Annotated in this window: 17 protein-coding genes, 1 tRNA gene and 2 pseudogenes; 9 read left to right on the top strand and 11 right to left on the bottom strand. The window is 63.3% G+C overall.

Going from position 1 to position 15,562, the window contains the following annotated elements; translation table 11 throughout:
- The first annotated feature begins 167 nt into the window (after window positions 1–167).
- The 3 genes from cpdR1 (at window position 168) to P3R82_RS28580 (ending at window position 1,272) form a co-directional block, all read left to right on the top strand.
- Window positions 168–530 (top strand): response regulator CpdR1, encoded by a 363-nt coding sequence (gene cpdR1, locus P3R82_RS28590; RefSeq protein WP_003542883.1) that lies wholly within the window; start codon window positions 168–170, stop codon window positions 528–530.
- An 83-nt stretch (window positions 531–613) separates the two neighbouring features.
- A tRNA-Val gene (locus P3R82_RS28585) sits at window positions 614–688 on the top strand.
- A 218-nt stretch (window positions 689–906) separates the two neighbouring features.
- Entirely contained in the window at window positions 907–1,272 is a 366-nt protein-coding gene (locus P3R82_RS28580) for a hypothetical protein (RefSeq protein ID WP_283196441.1), read from the top strand.
- Window positions 1,273–1,412: 140 nt separating this feature from the next.
- Here the strand turns inward: P3R82_RS28580 and P3R82_RS28575 are convergent, their stop codons facing one another.
- On the bottom strand, window positions 1,413–1,748 hold the full coding sequence (locus tag P3R82_RS28575) for a hypothetical protein (protein ID WP_183900363.1): 336 nt from the start codon (window positions 1,746–1,748) through the stop codon (window positions 1,413–1,415).
- A 208-nt stretch (window positions 1,749–1,956) separates the two neighbouring features.
- Here P3R82_RS28575 and P3R82_RS28570 point away from each other — a divergent pair, with 208 nt between their 5' ends.
- Window positions 1,957–2,436 (top strand): hypothetical protein, encoded by a 480-nt coding sequence (locus P3R82_RS28570; protein WP_283196205.1) that lies wholly within the window; start codon window positions 1,957–1,959, stop codon window positions 2,434–2,436.
- 12 nt (window positions 2,437–2,448) lie between these two features.
- On the opposite strand, the gene P3R82_RS28565 is transcribed toward P3R82_RS28570, so the two are convergent.
- Window positions 2,449–3,198 (bottom strand): hypothetical protein, encoded by a 750-nt coding sequence (locus P3R82_RS28565; protein ID WP_283196204.1) that lies wholly within the window; start codon window positions 3,196–3,198, stop codon window positions 2,449–2,451.
- Between the two features lie 248 nt (window positions 3,199–3,446).
- Between P3R82_RS28565 and P3R82_RS28560 the strand changes: the two genes are divergently transcribed.
- The gene (locus tag P3R82_RS28560) at window positions 3,447–4,010 is read left to right on the top strand and encodes a tyrosine-protein phosphatase (RefSeq protein ID WP_283196203.1); all 564 of its coding nucleotides are present in this window, start codon (window positions 3,447–3,449) and stop codon (window positions 4,008–4,010) included.
- Window positions 4,011–4,143: 133 nt separating this feature from the next.
- On the opposite strand, the gene P3R82_RS28555 is transcribed toward P3R82_RS28560, so the two are convergent.
- Window positions 4,144–4,404 (bottom strand): hypothetical protein, encoded by a 261-nt coding sequence (locus P3R82_RS28555; RefSeq protein WP_283196202.1) that lies wholly within the window; start codon window positions 4,402–4,404, stop codon window positions 4,144–4,146.
- A 514-nt stretch (window positions 4,405–4,918) separates the two neighbouring features.
- On the opposite strand from P3R82_RS28555, the gene P3R82_RS28550 reads away from it, so the two are divergent.
- Window positions 4,919–6,034, top strand: coding sequence for a DUF475 domain-containing protein (locus tag P3R82_RS28550; protein WP_283196201.1), 1,116 nt, complete (start codon window positions 4,919–4,921; stop codon window positions 6,032–6,034).
- Between the two features lie 262 nt (window positions 6,035–6,296).
- Here P3R82_RS28550 and P3R82_RS28545 read toward each other — a convergent pair whose 3' ends face one another.
- Window positions 6,297–6,464 carry a hypothetical protein gene (locus P3R82_RS28545; protein WP_283196200.1) on the bottom strand — a complete coding sequence of 56 codons (168 nt, stop codon included), beginning with the start codon at window positions 6,462–6,464 and terminating at the stop codon, window positions 6,297–6,299.
- 120 nt (window positions 6,465–6,584) lie between these two features.
- On the bottom strand, window positions 6,585–6,992 hold the full coding sequence (locus P3R82_RS28540) for a DUF1801 domain-containing protein (RefSeq protein ID WP_283196199.1): 408 nt from the start codon (window positions 6,990–6,992) through the stop codon (window positions 6,585–6,587).
- 144 nt (window positions 6,993–7,136) lie between these two features.
- Here P3R82_RS28540 and P3R82_RS28535 point away from each other — a divergent pair, with 144 nt between their 5' ends.
- Complete coding sequence (locus P3R82_RS28535) at window positions 7,137–7,742, top strand: dienelactone hydrolase family protein (protein WP_283196198.1); 606 nt, start codon at window positions 7,137–7,139, stop codon at window positions 7,740–7,742.
- A 102-nt stretch (window positions 7,743–7,844) separates the two neighbouring features.
- On the opposite strand, the gene P3R82_RS28530 is transcribed toward P3R82_RS28535, so the two are convergent.
- From P3R82_RS28530 to P3R82_RS28520, 3 genes and pseudogenes are all read right to left on the bottom strand, one after another.
- Entirely contained in the window at window positions 7,845–9,362 is a 1,518-nt protein-coding gene (locus P3R82_RS28530) for a tripartite tricarboxylate transporter permease (RefSeq protein WP_283196197.1), read from the bottom strand.
- A gap of 10 nt (window positions 9,363–9,372) precedes the next feature.
- Entirely contained in the window at window positions 9,373–9,864 is a 492-nt protein-coding gene (locus P3R82_RS28525) for a tripartite tricarboxylate transporter TctB family protein (protein ID WP_183900353.1), read from the bottom strand.
- Window positions 9,861–10,806 (bottom strand): annotated as a pseudogene (locus P3R82_RS28520) (tripartite tricarboxylate transporter substrate binding protein). Before P3R82_RS28520 ends, P3R82_RS28525 begins: the two are co-directional and overlap by 4 nt.
- Before the next feature lie 325 nt (window positions 10,807–11,131).
- On the opposite strand from P3R82_RS28520, the gene P3R82_RS28515 reads away from it, so the two are divergent.
- A complete protein-coding gene (locus P3R82_RS28515; RefSeq protein ID WP_283196196.1) occupies window positions 11,132–11,332 on the top strand; it encodes a hypothetical protein in 201 nt (66 codons plus the stop codon).
- Window positions 11,333–11,494: 162 nt separating this feature from the next.
- Here P3R82_RS28515 and P3R82_RS28510 read toward each other — a convergent pair.
- Window positions 11,495–11,893, bottom strand: a pseudogene (locus P3R82_RS28510) (response regulator); the annotation flags it as partial.
- A gap of 271 nt (window positions 11,894–12,164) precedes the next feature.
- On the bottom strand, window positions 12,165–13,232 hold the full coding sequence (locus tag P3R82_RS28505) for an ABC transporter substrate-binding protein (RefSeq protein ID WP_283196194.1): 1,068 nt from the start codon (window positions 13,230–13,232) through the stop codon (window positions 12,165–12,167).
- 195 nt (window positions 13,233–13,427) lie between these two features.
- Here P3R82_RS28505 and P3R82_RS28500 point away from each other — a divergent pair, with 195 nt between their 5' ends.
- Window positions 13,428–15,296 (top strand): adenylate/guanylate cyclase domain-containing protein, encoded by a 1,869-nt coding sequence (locus P3R82_RS28500; protein WP_283196193.1) that lies wholly within the window; start codon window positions 13,428–13,430, stop codon window positions 15,294–15,296.
- An 18-nt stretch (window positions 15,297–15,314) separates the two neighbouring features.
- Here the strand turns inward: P3R82_RS28500 and P3R82_RS28495 are convergent, their stop codons facing one another.
- A complete protein-coding gene (locus tag P3R82_RS28495; RefSeq protein ID WP_283196192.1) occupies window positions 15,315–15,533 on the bottom strand; it encodes a hypothetical protein in 219 nt (72 codons plus the stop codon).
- Window positions 15,534–15,562 lie beyond the last annotated feature (29 nt).

Below are 15,562 nucleotides of genomic sequence, written 5' to 3'. Positions count from 1 at the left end.
CTCGCAGGCACCTGCTTTGCCCATGTTGCCAGTTGAAGGCCGCCAAGTCCATACTATCTCATGGGGATGACGCTTTGCACAGGCGCTTCACCGGTTGTTTACCGGCCGAAATCTAGTGTAAATGACCAATACTCACGCATAAATTCCACTGATCAGCGGTCTGGATAATGACTCAGAAGATACTTCTTGCAGAAGACGACAACGACATGCGCCGCTTCCTTGTGAAGGCGCTCGAAAAGGCAGGCTACAAGGTCCTGTCCTACGACAACGGCGCCAGCGCATACGACCGCCTTCGCGAGGAACCCTTTTCGCTTCTTCTCACCGACATCGTCATGCCCGAAATGGACGGCATCGAGCTGGCGCGCCGCGCCACCGAACTCGATCCCGACCTCAAGGTGATGTTCATCACCGGCTTCGCGGCCGTCGCGCTCAATCCTGATTCGAAGGCACCGAAGGACGCCAAGGTCCTTTCCAAGCCTTTCCATCTCCGCGACCTCGTCGACGAAGTCAACAAAATGCTTGCCGCCTAAGGCTTCTGTGGGCGCATGTCACAAATCTGAAAAAGGCCTATTGACGGCCAAATAGGTTTGTGGTCTATGCGCCGACATCGGATGGGCGTGTAGCTCAGCGGGAGAGCACTACGTTGACATCGTAGGGGTCACAGGTTCAATCCCTGTCACGCCCACCATCCAGATTAGACTGAATAGTCAGGGGCTTAGCGAGAAATCGCTGAGCCCTTTTTCATTTCGGCGGTCGGCTGCCTCGCGCGCGAGACCGCCCAGCATCCTCCGTTTCGAACTCATCCACCCCGCTGCCTCGTTCAGAATCCGTTAAGCTCACCAATGCCATCTTCTGGGCATGTTGAGTGGCTATCAGGCCCCTCGATCTTAACGGAGACGCATGCGAATGAAGAAGATGGTTCTGTACGCTGTGGTTGCCACAACCACGTTGAGCAGCGTCCTGGCGACCACCGCGCCGGCCATGGCGCAGTATTACGACCGTCGCCCGCCGGGCTACGGCTATCGCGACCAGCGGCCGCCCCCGCCGCCGCCGCGCCGCCGCCACAACAACGACGGCGCCGTGATCGCCGGCGGTCTTGCGGCGGGCGTTCTGGGCGGCCTGATCGGCGGCGCCATCGCCAACGGCAATTCCGGCCCGCGCTACATCGATCCGCCACCGCCGCCCCCGCCGCGCTGCTGGTTCGAGGACCGCCAGGTGCCGAACGCCTATGACGGCGGCTACCACATGGAAAGCCTGCGCGTCTGCCGCTAGGCATGTCGGGCATTGCGCCGACACCACCGAAACAGCCATCGCCCCGGTCTCCGGGGCGTTTTGCCGTCGGGCCCCGCGCAAACGAAAAGAGGCCCGGCGGATCGGCCTAGCCTCGTCACCAAAAGCAATTCGCGCGGCGCCTATTCGTTGATCGTATAGGAGCCCATTTCGCAAAGGTTCTGCGTATCGGTGGTCGTGTCGAGGCTGGAGCCCTCCTCGAATTCGAACCTCATGTCGTATTTGCAGACGTCGCGGCCGTCGGCGATGGTGATGTCCATGCTCTCGCCCGGGTTCAGCACCTGCCTGCCGAAGACATCGTCCTCCCACTCGTTGACGCCGACGGGCGAGGTATAGAAATTGGTGAGCACGGAGTTGGTGCCGTTCTTCAGCGTGAAGACCAGGTCTTCCGCGTAAGAGACGCCCGAAAATGCCAGGAATGCGATGGCGGAGACCGCCGACAGCGTGATGTTTCTCATGTTTCCCCTCATTGCGCCCCACACGGGGCGGCGACGGTCTTATTATCGGATCGATATATGTAAAAGTGGTGTTGGAAGCCATTTCTGGTGGCTTTTCCCGTTGCCGCGAAGCTGTACGCACCCGCCTTGAAAGTCCGGTCCGTCGACCAATTTCGAACACAGAAGAATGCCATGGCCTCGGTGCCCTGGAGAATGACGAGGTATTGAAATGAAACTGGTAATCCTGACCGCCGGCGTGCTTCTGTCGGCAACGATCGCGCAGGCCGCGGGCACGCCGCAGCAGAATTTTCCGGGCGCGCCGGGCGCGCTGACGCTGGCGGGACGATGCAGCAAGCTTGTCGTCGGCAAGGTCGACGCGTCCAAGCCCTGCCGGAACGAGATCGCCAGCGTCACGCTGATCAACGGTCAGGTCACCTTGATCTTCAGCGCCGAGGGCAAGATGCTCGGCTTCCAGGGCGACGGCACCAAGATCAAGCCGGCATCGTCAGGCAATGTCACCCTGCCGCTCGACATGGTGGTGACGGGGGTCGGCCAGAAGATGACCGGTCAGGTCAAGGTGTCGGGAAGCTGCACGCTCGGCAACCCCTACGACGGCAAGCCGGTCTCGATCGAATGCACCGCCAAGAGCACCGATACCGCCTTCTCCGCCCTCTTCAAGACCAACGGCAAGGCGCCGAAGCAGAAGTAGCTTCAAGCGCCCTCAGGCGCACCAGGCGCCTTGGCCGGGCTTGCGCGCCAGGCCCTCGTCGACCAGTTGCGCGCCGAGCGAGCGGCCGTCGCGCGAGATGACCCGGGGTGCGGCGCCCTTGTCGGGCTGGCCGGCGGCGTTCATCGAAAACGAGCCGGCGTTCAGTAGATTGAGCAGCCTGAGCTTGGCGGCGAAGCCGGCGCGGCGCTCGCCGTCGCAGCGCGCATTGTCGATGCCGGGGCTGACGATATCGGCGATCACGATCTTCTCGCCCTTGTACCAGAAGGTGCTGCCGTCGGCGACGCAGTTGACATGCTCGCCCTGCCCGCAATAGCCGAACGCGGCCTTGGCGGCCTGCGTCTGCGCCGGAGAAACGGAAACCGGGGAAACGGAAACCGGCACCGCCTTTTCGGCCGCGGGATTATTGGATGATGGGCCCCTGGACGGCAATGGCACGGCGGCCGGCGGCACCATCCTCGAGATCGACGAAATCGACGCGGTCTGCCTCGGCCCGGTATCGCGGCTGTTGTCGCTCTCGCGCTGTGGCGCGCTCTTGGCCACGCTGACCGGCCTCGCGATCGATGCCGCGGGCGCCGTCGACGCCAGCATCGGCTTCACGCTCTTCCAGTTGTCGTAGACGGCGATGCCGCCAAAGGCGAGCACACCGGCGACCACCCAGGGAACCGCGCTGCCGCCTCCGCTTTTTCTCGCTCCCGCCCGCGAGCGTGTCGATGTCTTGCGGCGTGTCGCTGTCTTGGCCATGATGTCCCAAATCCCGTGATGGCCGATTATCGCCGCTCAATCCTTTCCGAAAGGTTGGCAAGCGCCGTTTGCCACCAGCAAGTTTTCGCCCATGCGACCGCCACGTCCACGCGGCATTTCTCGGCCGGAGCCATCCGCTCACGTTTCGTTGAAGAGGCTGGCATGGCCTTGCCAAGCACCCCATGTCATGCCCGATCACCGCAATCGCAGTGATGCGACAGCCATGAAGGCTGCCTGGAAGTGAAGGCATGGCGCGAAGATATCTTGCAGTTCTGAAATGGTCCGTCGGCCTTGCGCTGGGCGCGGTCCTGCTGGTCGTCGGCCATGCGGGCATCCGCCAGCTCACCGGAAATTTTCACGAAGTCATACCCGGCGAACTCTACCGCTCGGCCCAGCCGACCGGCTCGGACATCGCCACCTATGCCGATACCTACGGTATCAAGACGATCGTCAATCTGCGCGACGAGGAGCGCACCGGCTGGTACCGCCAGGAGGCCGCGGCCGCCGCCAAGGCCGGCATCACGCTGATTGATTTCCCCATGTCCTCGTCGCAAGTCCTGCCGGTTCCGGAGGCCCAGCGCCTTGCCAGGCTGATGGCCGATGCGCCCAAGCCGCTGCTCATCCATTGCGAACACGGCGCCAACCGCACCGGCCTTGCCGCGGCGATCTATGTCGGCGCCGTCGGCAAGTTCAGCGAGGCCTTCGCCGAATTCCAGCTCAGCCCCTATTTCGGCCACTTCGCCATCCCCGGCATCGGCCGCTACGAACTTACCCGCTCCTGGGACGCCTTCGAAGAAACGATCGGGTTCTGACGGGAGCCGGCTGTCATGATGTCGCCGCCGCGCGTGGCGACTGCCCTGATCGCCCGCCACTCGCTCTCGTGCTTCATGGAGAGGTCGACGGGTACGGTGTTTACGGTCATGTGTCCTCGCTATCGGCTTGAATTCAGTTCTTCTTGGCGCTCTTGTCTGCACCCTTTTCACCGTCGCTGGTGATCGGCCCCTCGCGCGACAGGTCTCCGCCCGTCACATGCGCGGGCACATGGATGTCGTGATGAACCCCCGGCGTCAGCGTCAGGTCCACCTGGTGCGGCGGCATAACCTGGGCCGTCTTCATCCGGTTCGGCTTAGCCCGCTTCATGCGGTCCGGCGCTTCCGTGCGCTTGTCGGGAATATGGGTTTCCGGAACGTGGCTGAAGTTCTGCATGGTCGTCCTCTCCCTTCTTTCAACCGGCACATGTTCGGCTGACACTGTTTCGATGGCACTTTTTCGATAGGCACTGGTTCGGTTCCCGACCGCGTATCGAGCGTGCCGCGACCAAGGTCGACAGCCCATCAGCGACACATTTGTCGGGTAATCGGTAAGCTAACGATCGAGCGATCGGATGGTTCCCGGGAAAAGCGACACGAACCCGCAAGGTGATCTTGACTGACGCCTGAAGTTGATTATCTCTGTGAGCATCCCGCGGCCTCAGACATCGGCCGACGGGCAACCTGGTGCCGGGCCCCTCTGGCGAGAGTTTTTACGGCGCTCTCGTGATGTCGGTACCGCCTGCAAATGAGCCGGCGGATTTTCATTCTATGAAAAAGCACACCATGCCTTACGCGCATGCCCGTTGTGGCATGTCGCGTTTCCCGAGCATATCCATGCTCACGAGCATTTCGATGCTCAAGAGCGTATTTGCGCTCCCGAACACCGTTTCCGGCGTGGAGGTTCGCTCATGAGCGCCCCCACCACGTCGAGATCGACCCTCAGCTACTTCACCTGGTCCTTCATCGTCACGGCCGCCGGCCTGGCGCTTGGCGCGGCCCTCGGCTGGCAGACCACCGGCACCCTCGGCGGCATGGCGACCGTCTTCTTCATCTGCACGGTGCTTGCCGTGCTGGAGATCTCGCTCTCCTTCGACAATGCCATCGTCAACGCCAACAAGCTGAAGGAGATGACGCCGGAATGGCAGCATCGCTTTCTGACCTGGGGCATCATCATCGCCGTCTTCGGCATGCGTATCGTCTTCCCGCTGGCGATCGTCGCCATCGCCGCGCAGATCGGCCCATGGGAAGCCGTGGTTCTGGCCGCCCGCGAACCGGACGAATATGCCCGCATCATGAACGACGCGCATCTGCCGATCGCGGCCTTCGGCGGCACCTTCCTGATGATGGTCGGCCTCAGCTACTTCTTCAACCACGAGAAGGACGTACACTGGATCGCCGGCCTGGAAAGACTGATGTCGCGCTCGGCCACCATCAAGGGCATCGAGATCGCCTTCGTGCTTTCGCTGATCCTGATCTTCTCCTCCTTCCTGCCGGAAGAAGAGGCGAGCAGCTTCGTTGAAAGCGCCATCTATGGTCTCCTGACCTTCCTCGCGGTCGAAGTGGTCGGCGGCCTGCTGGATGCCTCGCAAAAGACGATGAACGCGGCTGCCAAGGGTGGCGTCGGCGCCTTCATCTATCTCGAGGTACTGGATGCCAGCTTCTCCTTCGATGGCGTCATCGGCGCCTTCGCGCTGACGCAGAACCTCTTCATCATCGCCATCGGTCTCGGCATCGGCGCCATGTATGTGCGCTCGATGACGATCATGCTGGTGGAAAAGGGAACGCTGGCCGAATACCGCTATCTCGAGCACGGCGCCTTCTACGCCATCCTGATCCTCTCGGTGGTCATGTATGCGCAGACGATGGTTCGCGTTCCGGAAGTCATCACCGGCCTCGGCGGCGCGACGCTGATCGGCCTCTCGCTCTGGTCCTCCATCCGCCACAACAGGCGGGAAGTGGCCGAAGAGCGCGCGCGCGGCGAAACGCACGCCCACAAGAAGCAGGAGCCGCAGGTCCAGACCTGAGGCAACGTTCGACGTGAAGATCGGCCGCGGCAGCCGCGGTGGCCCGATCTTCGGCAGAACAAAACTTTCGACAAAAATAAAGCCCGCGACCTCGGTCACTTCACCGGGTGGCGGGCTCATTCATGTCGAGCGGTCGAGGACCGCTTCCAAGCATGTCGCGCAAGAATGTACAGCTGTTTTGCGGCAGCGACGTGCGACAAAACAAAGACTTAAAGCGTGACGAGCGAATCCTGCGGATCGCGACACGCTTTATGTCGCAAGCTTAGTGATTGATGCGGTCGAACTGGCCCGGATCGATCCCGAGCTTCTTCAGATCGCGCGCGCGGGGGCGGCGGCCGGATTCGACGGCGGCGCTGGCGGCATTGGCGGCACCGATCATCGCAAAGGCGCGACCAAGAAAGCCATCACGAATGGACTGGCGGAAGGACATTGTCTTTCTTTCTCTAGCATATGATTGACAGCTCACATATGGGCGCGCCCGGCACCAACCACAACCACCGGGAATTCAACCCAGCCATGCGGGAATCGATGGGGTGGGTTACCGCCAACCTCACAAAACCTGCCCCGGCAGCTGCACCGCCTGCAATATCCAACCCTTCAGCAAGGCTGCATCGAACTGCTCATCTTCATGCAGATGCACATACCGCACCCCGTCCTGTCTGGACCCGACAGGCGGCAACGGAACCAACGATGCGCCCTTGAAGAACGTTACCTTGATGTATCGATCGAAGCAGTGAAATGCCAGGAACCAGCCGTCGCCTGCCACGCCGTAAAGCGGCGTGTTCCACTTGATGGCCTTGCGCACATCGGGGACGAGACCTGTTATGAGCTGGTCGATCTGCTTCCCAACCGCGCTCTTCCACCCCGGCATCGCGGCAATATATGCCTGAACCGGGGCATCCCCTTCCCCCTTCGGTATCTGCGGATTGCCGCCGGACAGAAGCTTGGGTGCACTCATTAAGTCCCTCCATGATTGCCGCACCAATTTTAGCGACACCGAGTAGAAATGTCCGCTCCTGATGCAAAGACGCCACCGGCCCGGCGAAGCCTCCCCCATGGACTTCCCCCACCCCCGCCATAGCTATCCCTCCCGGAGGTAACGATGGCCGAAGTCCTGCTCTTTCATCATGCCCAAGGCCTGACGTCAGGCATCCATGTCTTCGCCGATCATCTGCGCGACGCCGGCCATGTCGTCCACACGCCAGATCTCTTCGACGGCCATGTCTTCGCCAGCATCGACGAGGGCATGGCCTATATCGAGGCGGCAGGCTTCGATGCGTTGCGCGAGCGCGGCGTCGAAATGGCGCGGAACCTGCCCGCCGAGCTCGTCTATGCCGGCTTCTCCTTCGGCGTCGTGCCGGCGCAGCAGCTGGCGCAGACGCGGCCCGGCGCGCGCGGCGCGCTTCTGTTCCACGCCTGCCTGCCGATATCGGGCGAATGGTCCTTCGGTCCCTGGCCGGAGGGCGTGCCGGTGCAGATCCATGCCATGGACGCCGACCCGATCTTCATGCGCGAAGGCGATATCGATGCCGCCCGCGAGATCCTGGAGCATGTAAAGGACGCGAGCCTCTTCCTCTACCCCGGCGACCAGCATTATTTCGCCGACAGCTCGCTCCCCTCCTGGGATTCCGACGCCGCCGAGCTATTGACCCGCCGCGTCATCGATTTCCTGCGCCACGTCAACGGCGCCGGCGACGGCCCGCCGTAAACGAGAAACGGCCGGCGGATGATGCATCCGCCGGCCGCAACGTCTGGGGTTGGGAGCGTTCATCGCATATGAACGTTTCCCGGCACTTTCTATGTCAGACGCTCAGTCCTCGTTCGCCGCCAGCTGCGACAGCACCTGCCCGCGCCCGCGCAGGCGCAGGATGAGGGGGATGATGAAGGCGGCGGCGGCGACGAGCAGCAGGCCCGCCGCGATCGGCGACATGACCAGCGTCGTCACATCGCCCTGGCTGATGGCGAGCGCCCGGCGCAACTGCTGTTCGGCGAGCGGCCCGAGGATCAGCCCCACCACCGCCGGCGCGATCGGATAGCCGAACAGCCGCATGATGTAGCCGAGCACGCCGAATGCGAGCAGCATGCCGAGCTCGAACACCGACGGATTGGCGCCGATGGTTCCGAGCGTCGCGAACAGCAGGATGCCGGCATAGAGCCACGTCTTCGGGATGGTGAGGAGGCGAACCCAGAGCCCGATCATCGGCAGGTTCAGCACCAGGAGCATGGCGTTGGCGATCAACAGGCTGGCGATCAGGCCCCAGACGAGCTGCGGATTGTTGGCGAACAGCAATGGCCCGGGCTGCAGCCCGTATTGCTGGAAGCCGGCCAGCATGATCGCCGCCGTGGCCGAGGTCGGCAGGCCGAGCGTCAACAGCGGCACCAGCGTACCGGCCGCCGACGCATTGTTGGCGGCCTCCGGTCCGGCGACGCCCTCGATGGCGCCATGGCCGAATTCCTCCGGGTTCTTCGCCAGCTTCTTCTCGGTGGCGTAGGACAGGAACGTGCCGATCTCGGCGCCGCCCGCCGGCATCGCGCCGATCGGGAAGCCGATCACGGTGCCGCGCAGCCAGGCCTTCCACGAGCGGCCCCAGTCTTCCGCCGTCATCCACAGCGAGCCCTTCACGGCCTCGACCTTTTCCTCGATGCTGTTGCCCTGGCCGGCGATGTAGAGCGTCTCGCCGATCGCGAACATCGCGACCGCGAGCGTCGTCACCTCGACGCCGTCGAGCAGATCGGGAATGCCGAAGGCAAGCCGCGCCTGCCCCGTCTGCTGGTCGATACCGACCATGGCGAGCACGAAGCCGACGAACAGCGAAGTCAACCCGCGCAGCGCCGAATCCCCGAAGGCCGACGACACGGTGACGAAGGCGAGCACCATCAGCGCGAAATATTCGCGCGGTCCGAACACCAGCGCCAGCTTGACGATATAGGGCGCGATGAAGGCAAGCCCGAGCGTGGCGATCAGGCCGGCCACGAAGGAGCCGATCGCGGCTGTCGCCAGCGCCGGGCCGCCGCGTCCGGCGCGCGCCATCTTGTTGCCCTCGAGCGCGGTGACGATCGAGGAGCTTTCGCCCGGCGTGTTGAGCAGGATGGAGGTGGTCGAACCGCCATACATGCCGCCGTAATAGATGCCGGCGAACATGATCAGCGATCCGGCCGGATCGAGCTGGTAGGTCACGGGCAGCAGAAGCGCCACGGTCAGCGCCGGCCCGATGCCCGGCAGGACGCCGACGGCGGTGCCAAGCGTCACGCCGATGAAGGCATAGACGAGGTTCATCGGCTGCACGGCGACCAGGATGCCCTGGAACAGGAATTCGAAGGTATTCATCGCCTATTTCCTAGAAAAACAGTCGCTCGAGCGGCCCTGCGGGCAGCGTGAGCTTCAGGAGCTGCGAGAAGATCACCCAGACGATGAAGCTGAAGGCGATGCCGAAGGGGATCGAGAACCAGAGCTTGCGCTGCCCGAATCCGCGCGCGGTAAAGGCAAACAGCAGGCCGGTGGCGATCGAGAAGCCGGCGGTCTTCAGCAGCAGCATCTGCGCCGCGAGCCCGGCGATGACCCAGACGACGGGGCCGATTTCCTGGCGCTCGCGCTTAGGAAACTCGCCGCGAAACGCCTCGAAGATCGTCCAGATGCCGAGACCGATCAGCCCGAAGGCCACGACCTTCGGCGCGGTCGCCGGCCCGATGCGGTCGTACTGCGCGATGACGCGCATGTTCGAGGCGTCCCACAGCATCACGGCGGCAACGGCGAAAAGACAGATGGCGATGACAAGCGCCGCCCAGTCGGGGCGGCGCTTTTCTGCCACGGGTTCTCTACCCATGCTCATTGAACAAGTCCGATGTCTTTGAGGATCGTTTCAGTCGCCGAGACATCCTTGTCGAGCTGCGCCTTGAAGGCGTCGCCGGCGAGGTAGGTGTCGGCCCAGCCCTTGGTCTTCAGCATCTCCTGCCAGCTGGCGGACTTCGACAGCTTGTCGAAATCGGCGGTCACGGCGGCGGTCTGCTCGGTCGAGAGGCCGGGAGCGGCCGCGACCATGCGCCAGTTCTGCAGGCTGACGTCGACGCCGGCTTCCTTCAGCGTCGGCGCGTCGGCGCCTTCGATGCGTTCGTCGCCGGAGACGGCGAGCAGGCGCAGCTGGCCCGACTTCACCTGCGATCTCGAATTCGCCGTAGCCGGAGATGCCGGCCGTCACCTGGCCGCCGAGAATGGCCGCCAGCGCTTCGCCGCCGCCCGAGAACGCGACATAGTTGATCTTCGTCGGATCGACGCCGACCGCCTTGGCGATCAGGCCGACCGCGATATGGTCGGTGCCGCCGGCCGAGCCGCCGCCCCAGGATACCGAGCCCGGATCAGCCTTCAGCTTGGCGACGAGGTCGTCCATCGTCTTGATGTCGGAAGAGGTGGGAACGACGATCGCCTCGTATTCGCCCGTCAGGCGCGCGATCGGCGTGACGTCCTTCAGCGAGACCGGCGACTTGTTGGTCAGGATCGCGCCGACCATGACATAGCCGCCGACGATCAGCGCGTTCGGATTGCCGTTGTTCTGGCCAGTGAACTGCGCCAGGCCGATGGTGCCGCCGGCGCCCGGAACGTTCATCACCTGAACGTTGCCCGAGATGCCTTCCTTCTGCATCACCTGCTGCAGCGAGCGCGCGGTCTGGTCCCAGCCACCGCCGGGAGCGGCCGGCGCCATGATGGTGTAATCGGCGGCAAAGGCCGGCAGCGCGATGGCGGCCGCAAACATGCTTGTCAGGAAAATATGCTTCAAGAGACTGTCCTCCATGAGCGCGGCGGAGCACCGCGCATTGTTCTCGATCGGATCGGGAAGGACAGCGCCCACGGATGCTGGACGCGTCCGAAACATCTGGCGAAACTCCTCCCGAAACTTCCCCTATCCGCCTCCACGGAGTTGAAGTTCGTCAAAAGGGACCACAACAAGCTGTCATTTAGCTGACGTCCCGCGCTTATCCAGTCACGCGGGACACTTTTTTGCCGCAATTCGAATTGGGAGCCGAAATCGCAAATTTCGCATACGCCGCGGGAACCGTTTGCGGCCTTCGACGTTAGGCCGATGTAATAGGGGAAATCGCGCCATGAGCACGCATATCGACGTCAACCAGATCAACGACGACCGCCAGAACGACCGCCTGCGGGAAGTATGGAGCGTCACCGAATTCTCGCGCCGCCACCGGCTGGAACAGGACGAGGAAAAGCGCCTCTTGAAGCTCTTCGGGTCCTTCGCGACGAAGCAGGAACTGCTCTCCAACGCCCAGCGTCCCTGCCGCTTCCGCTAGACTAGGAGGCGTGCGAACAGGTTCGATACGGGAAACACACGGCCCTCGGCATCGCCGGGGCCTTTCGTCTGGCGCCTGCGAGCAACCACACGCGACAGCGATAGAGCGCCGCATCCATTTCCGGAAAATCAGGATTGAAACTGCGCTAGACAGCGCGGGGGTTCAAGACGCCAGCGGCATCAGGAAGCGTGGCGAGATCAGCGATTTGCCGAAGCGGATCGCGGCGGCGTAATCGAGCGCCTCCGACACCTTCTCCGGCCAATGCGGCTTGGACACGACACCGACGGCGTTGCGGTTGTCGCGCACCATCTCCGGATTGCCGGTGACGAAGACGACGGTGACGCCATGCTCGCTGGACAGCCGCTCGGCGATCGCGGGGCCGGTCACGCCGTCGGCAAGCTGAACATCCACCAGCGCCACCTCGGCCTGCTCGGCAAGCTCCAGCGCTTCATCCAGCGTTCGGGCCGGGCCGATGACGGTGTGACCGAGATCCTCGACGATGGATCCGAGATCGAGCGCGATCAGCAATTCGTCTTCGACAATGAGAATGTTCATGCGGTATTGCCCATATCCGTGGAATGCACGCTAGCCTGAAACCCGAAAACGCCTGACGGCGCGATTGGTTCCCGACCTTTCCAATTTCCTAATATGGAGCCCGAGGGTTAAAAGAATAGTATGCGCGCCGCACCAATTTTGGGGTGTGAATGTTCAGTACAAAGCCCGGATATCCCGGCAAAGCCGAGGAAACCGGGCGGCAATATACTTATGCAACCCACCCGATATAATTGCCCCGAAACAACACGCCTGGCGCTTATTGGCGATCGTCCGACGCTTACTGCGTGCGCAGCACCTCGTTCCAGCGCGCGATCAGCCGCGCCCGTTTCACCTGATCGAGATAGACCATCAGACCGGGGCTGACGGGCACCGGCCTCAGCTGCGCGCCGAGCAGCGCCTGCATCGTGTTGGCGGTGTTTTCGCCGGTTACTTCGGGACTGACGGCGGGAATCTGCAGCTCGCGCGCCATGACCGTCTGCCCCTCCTTCGACATGAAGAAGGAGAGATAGCGCCGCCCGAGCTCCGGATTGGCGGCCGCCTGCGGCACCAGCCCGATCCTGGACATGACCACCGTATAGTCCTTCGGCAGCACGATGCCGACTTGCGGGTTGCGCTTGGCCCAATCCGCCGCGTAGGAGCCGAGAATGTTGTAGCCGAGCACGAAGCGCCCGTCCGACACACGCTCGAGGATCGCCGAGCTCGTCGAATAAAGCTTCACGCCCGCCGCCCCCATGGCGCCGATCACCGACCAGATGTCGCCGAACTGCTCCTGGTCGCGCGCCATGAACAGGAAGCCGACGCCGGAGCGTTCGATATCGTAGGTGCCGATCCGCCCGTGCACGGCGTCGCCCTTGCGCTTGAGGTAGTCGACGAATTCGGCGCGCGAGCTCGGCGGCTGTTCGTTGACGAAGCTCGGCTTGTGATAGACGAAGACGGCGGGCTCGAAGGTCAGCGCATAGGCGGTGTTGCGCCAGTTCGCCCATTTCGGCCAGAGCCCGCTCATCGGCAGGTTGCTCGGCTGCGCATAGCCGTCGTTGGAAAGCTTCACCTGGAGGTCCATGGCCGACGAGAAGGCGAAATCCGCAGTTGGTTTGCCGGCGTCGGTCTCCCTGACGATGCGATCGTAGATCTCGCCCGTCAGCATGTCCTCGTAGCTGACGGCGACGTCGGGATTGGCCGCCTGAAATCCGCGGATCATCGGCTGCGCCAGCGGCTCGTCGAGCGAGGAATAGACGATGAGCGTCGGGGCCGTGGCATTGCCCGAGACCGCCGGATAGAAAACCGGCTCCGCCAGGGCGAGCCCCGGACAGATCAGCATCAGCGCAAGTAACGGCAGTCTCCTCATCCATCAAGAATGCATGACTGCGATGGCGCGCACAAGGGAGCACCTCTCTTCACGCGATTTGGCCCTCACCGCATGCCGCGCATGCCACATGCCCGTCCAAAGGCGTAACCGTCGCGCGCGACAAAAACAGCCAAAGACGTTAGACTTCCCAAAGCACCCGCCTGAACCACCTTCCCGGATCATTCGGAGGACGCATTGGAGCGCCGACTGACAGCCATCCTCGCCGCCGATGTCGTCGGCTACAGCAGGCTGATGGGCATCGACGAGGCCGGCACGCTGAAGGCGGTCAACCGTCATCGTACCGAGCTGATCGAACCGGCGATCGCCCGCCATCGCGGCCGGCTGGTGAAGCTGCTCGGCGATGGGCTGCTCGCCGAATTCGGCAGCGTCGTCAACGCGGTCGCCTGCGCCGTCGACATCCAGCGCGGCGCGGCGCGGGACAATGACAATGTGCCGGAAGACCGGCGCATCCGCTTTCGCATCGGCGTCAACCTCGGCGACGTCATCGTCGAGAACGACGATATCTTCGGCGACGGCGTCAATGTCGCCGCAAGGCTGGAGGCCGTGGCGGAACCCGGCGGCATCGCGGTCTCGTCGTCGGTGCGCGACCATGTCGGCGCCCGCCTCGATCTCGGCTTCGACGATCGCGGCCGGCAGACGCTGAAGAACATCCAGCAGGAGGTTCACGTCTATGCCGTCCGCTTCGACCGCCCCGCCGACACGACCGGCGATCGCAAGCCGCGAACGCCCGCCCCCGAAACGACGGCCGGCGACGACCGCTCGATCGTCGTCCTCCCCTTCACCAACATGAGCGGCGATCCCGACCAGGAGTATTTCTCCGACGGCCTGACCGAGGACATCATCACCGATCTCTCGAAGATCTCGGGCCTCATGGTGACCCCGCGCAACACCACCTTCTCCTATAAGGGCCGCAGCGTGAAGATCGGCCAGATCGCCCGCGAACTCGCGGTGCGCTATGTGTTGCAGGGCAGCGTCCGCAAGTCCGGAGCGCGGGTGCGCATCAGCGCCCAGATGATCGACGCCTTGAACGAGGACCACCTCTGGGCCGATCGCTACGACCGCGACCTCACCGATATCTTCGCCATACAGGACGAGATCGCCCATGCGATCGTCGGGCAATTGAAGATCAAGATGCGGCCGGAGGAAGTGCGCGCGCTTGAAAGCGACCCCACCACCAATGTCGAGGCCTACACCTACTATCTGCGCGGCCGCAAGTTCGCCCGCAGCATGACCATGTCCTATCTGATCATGGCGAGGCGCATGTTCTACAAGGCGATCGAGCTCGATCCCGACTATGCCCGCGCCTATGCCGGCATCGCCGATTGCGACAGCGCGCTTTACATCTGGTACGCCGCCGAACTGCCGATCGGTGAAATTCTGGAGATGACGGAAAAGGCGCTCGCGCTCGATCCCGCTCTCGCCGAGGCGCATGCCGCCCGCGCCATCGCGCTGCATCACGCGGACCGCGATCAGGAGGCCGACATCTATTTCGCCCGGGCGCTGGCACTCGATCCCAATCTCTTCGAGGCCAATTTTCACTTCGCCCACCGCCTGTTCAAGCGCGGCCAGTTCGAGGAGGCGATCGTCTATTTCGAACGCTCGGCGGCACTCTACGCCGATGACTATGTCTCCCCCGTCCTTCTCGCCGCCGCCTGCCGCTCGCTCGGAAGCGACGAGGAAGCCCGCAACTGGGCGGCCGAAGGGGCGGCCCGCGCCGAACGCTCCGCCGAGCAGAACCCCGGCAATTCCGCCCCCGTCCACCGCGCGGCGCTGGCCTACGCGCAGATCGGCGACCGCAAACGCGCCGTCTCCTGGATCAACCGCGCGCTTGCCATGGACCCGCACGACGTCATCACCCGCTACAACGCCGTCTGCGTCCACGCCGTGCTCGGCGACACCGACCGCGCCATGGAACTCCTGCAGCAGCTGCTACCCAACAGCTCCGCCTACCAGATCGGCTGGTTCGAAAACGATTCCGACCTCGACAACATCCGCTCCGACCCGCGCTTCATCAAGCTGATGCAAGCGATCGCGCGGCAGTGAGAGCCATCGCACGACCGCTCAAGGCAACGGCCGGATCCAAGCACCGCTCATGCGCCCGTCATCGGCCAGAACGAACCGCCACTCCATCTTCTCGTTTTCAAACGTAACGTCGTAGACGTCCCAGCCTTCCGAGGTGACGCCCTTGAAAAGGTGATCCTGTAGAAGGCCGGCCTTCTCCAGGTCTGCCTTGATTTTCGGCGCCTGTTCGCGCGTCGCCTCAGCGAGCATATCGGTCATCTTGTCGAAATCATATTCGCCTTGCGTAG

This window comes from Rhizobium sp. AN80A (genome assembly GCF_030053015.1).
Classification (GTDB): Bacteria; Pseudomonadota; Alphaproteobacteria; order Rhizobiales; family Rhizobiaceae; genus Rhizobium; species Rhizobium metallidurans.
Note: the sequence above shows the minus strand (reverse complement) of the source record. Positions and strands in the feature narration are given on the sequence as shown.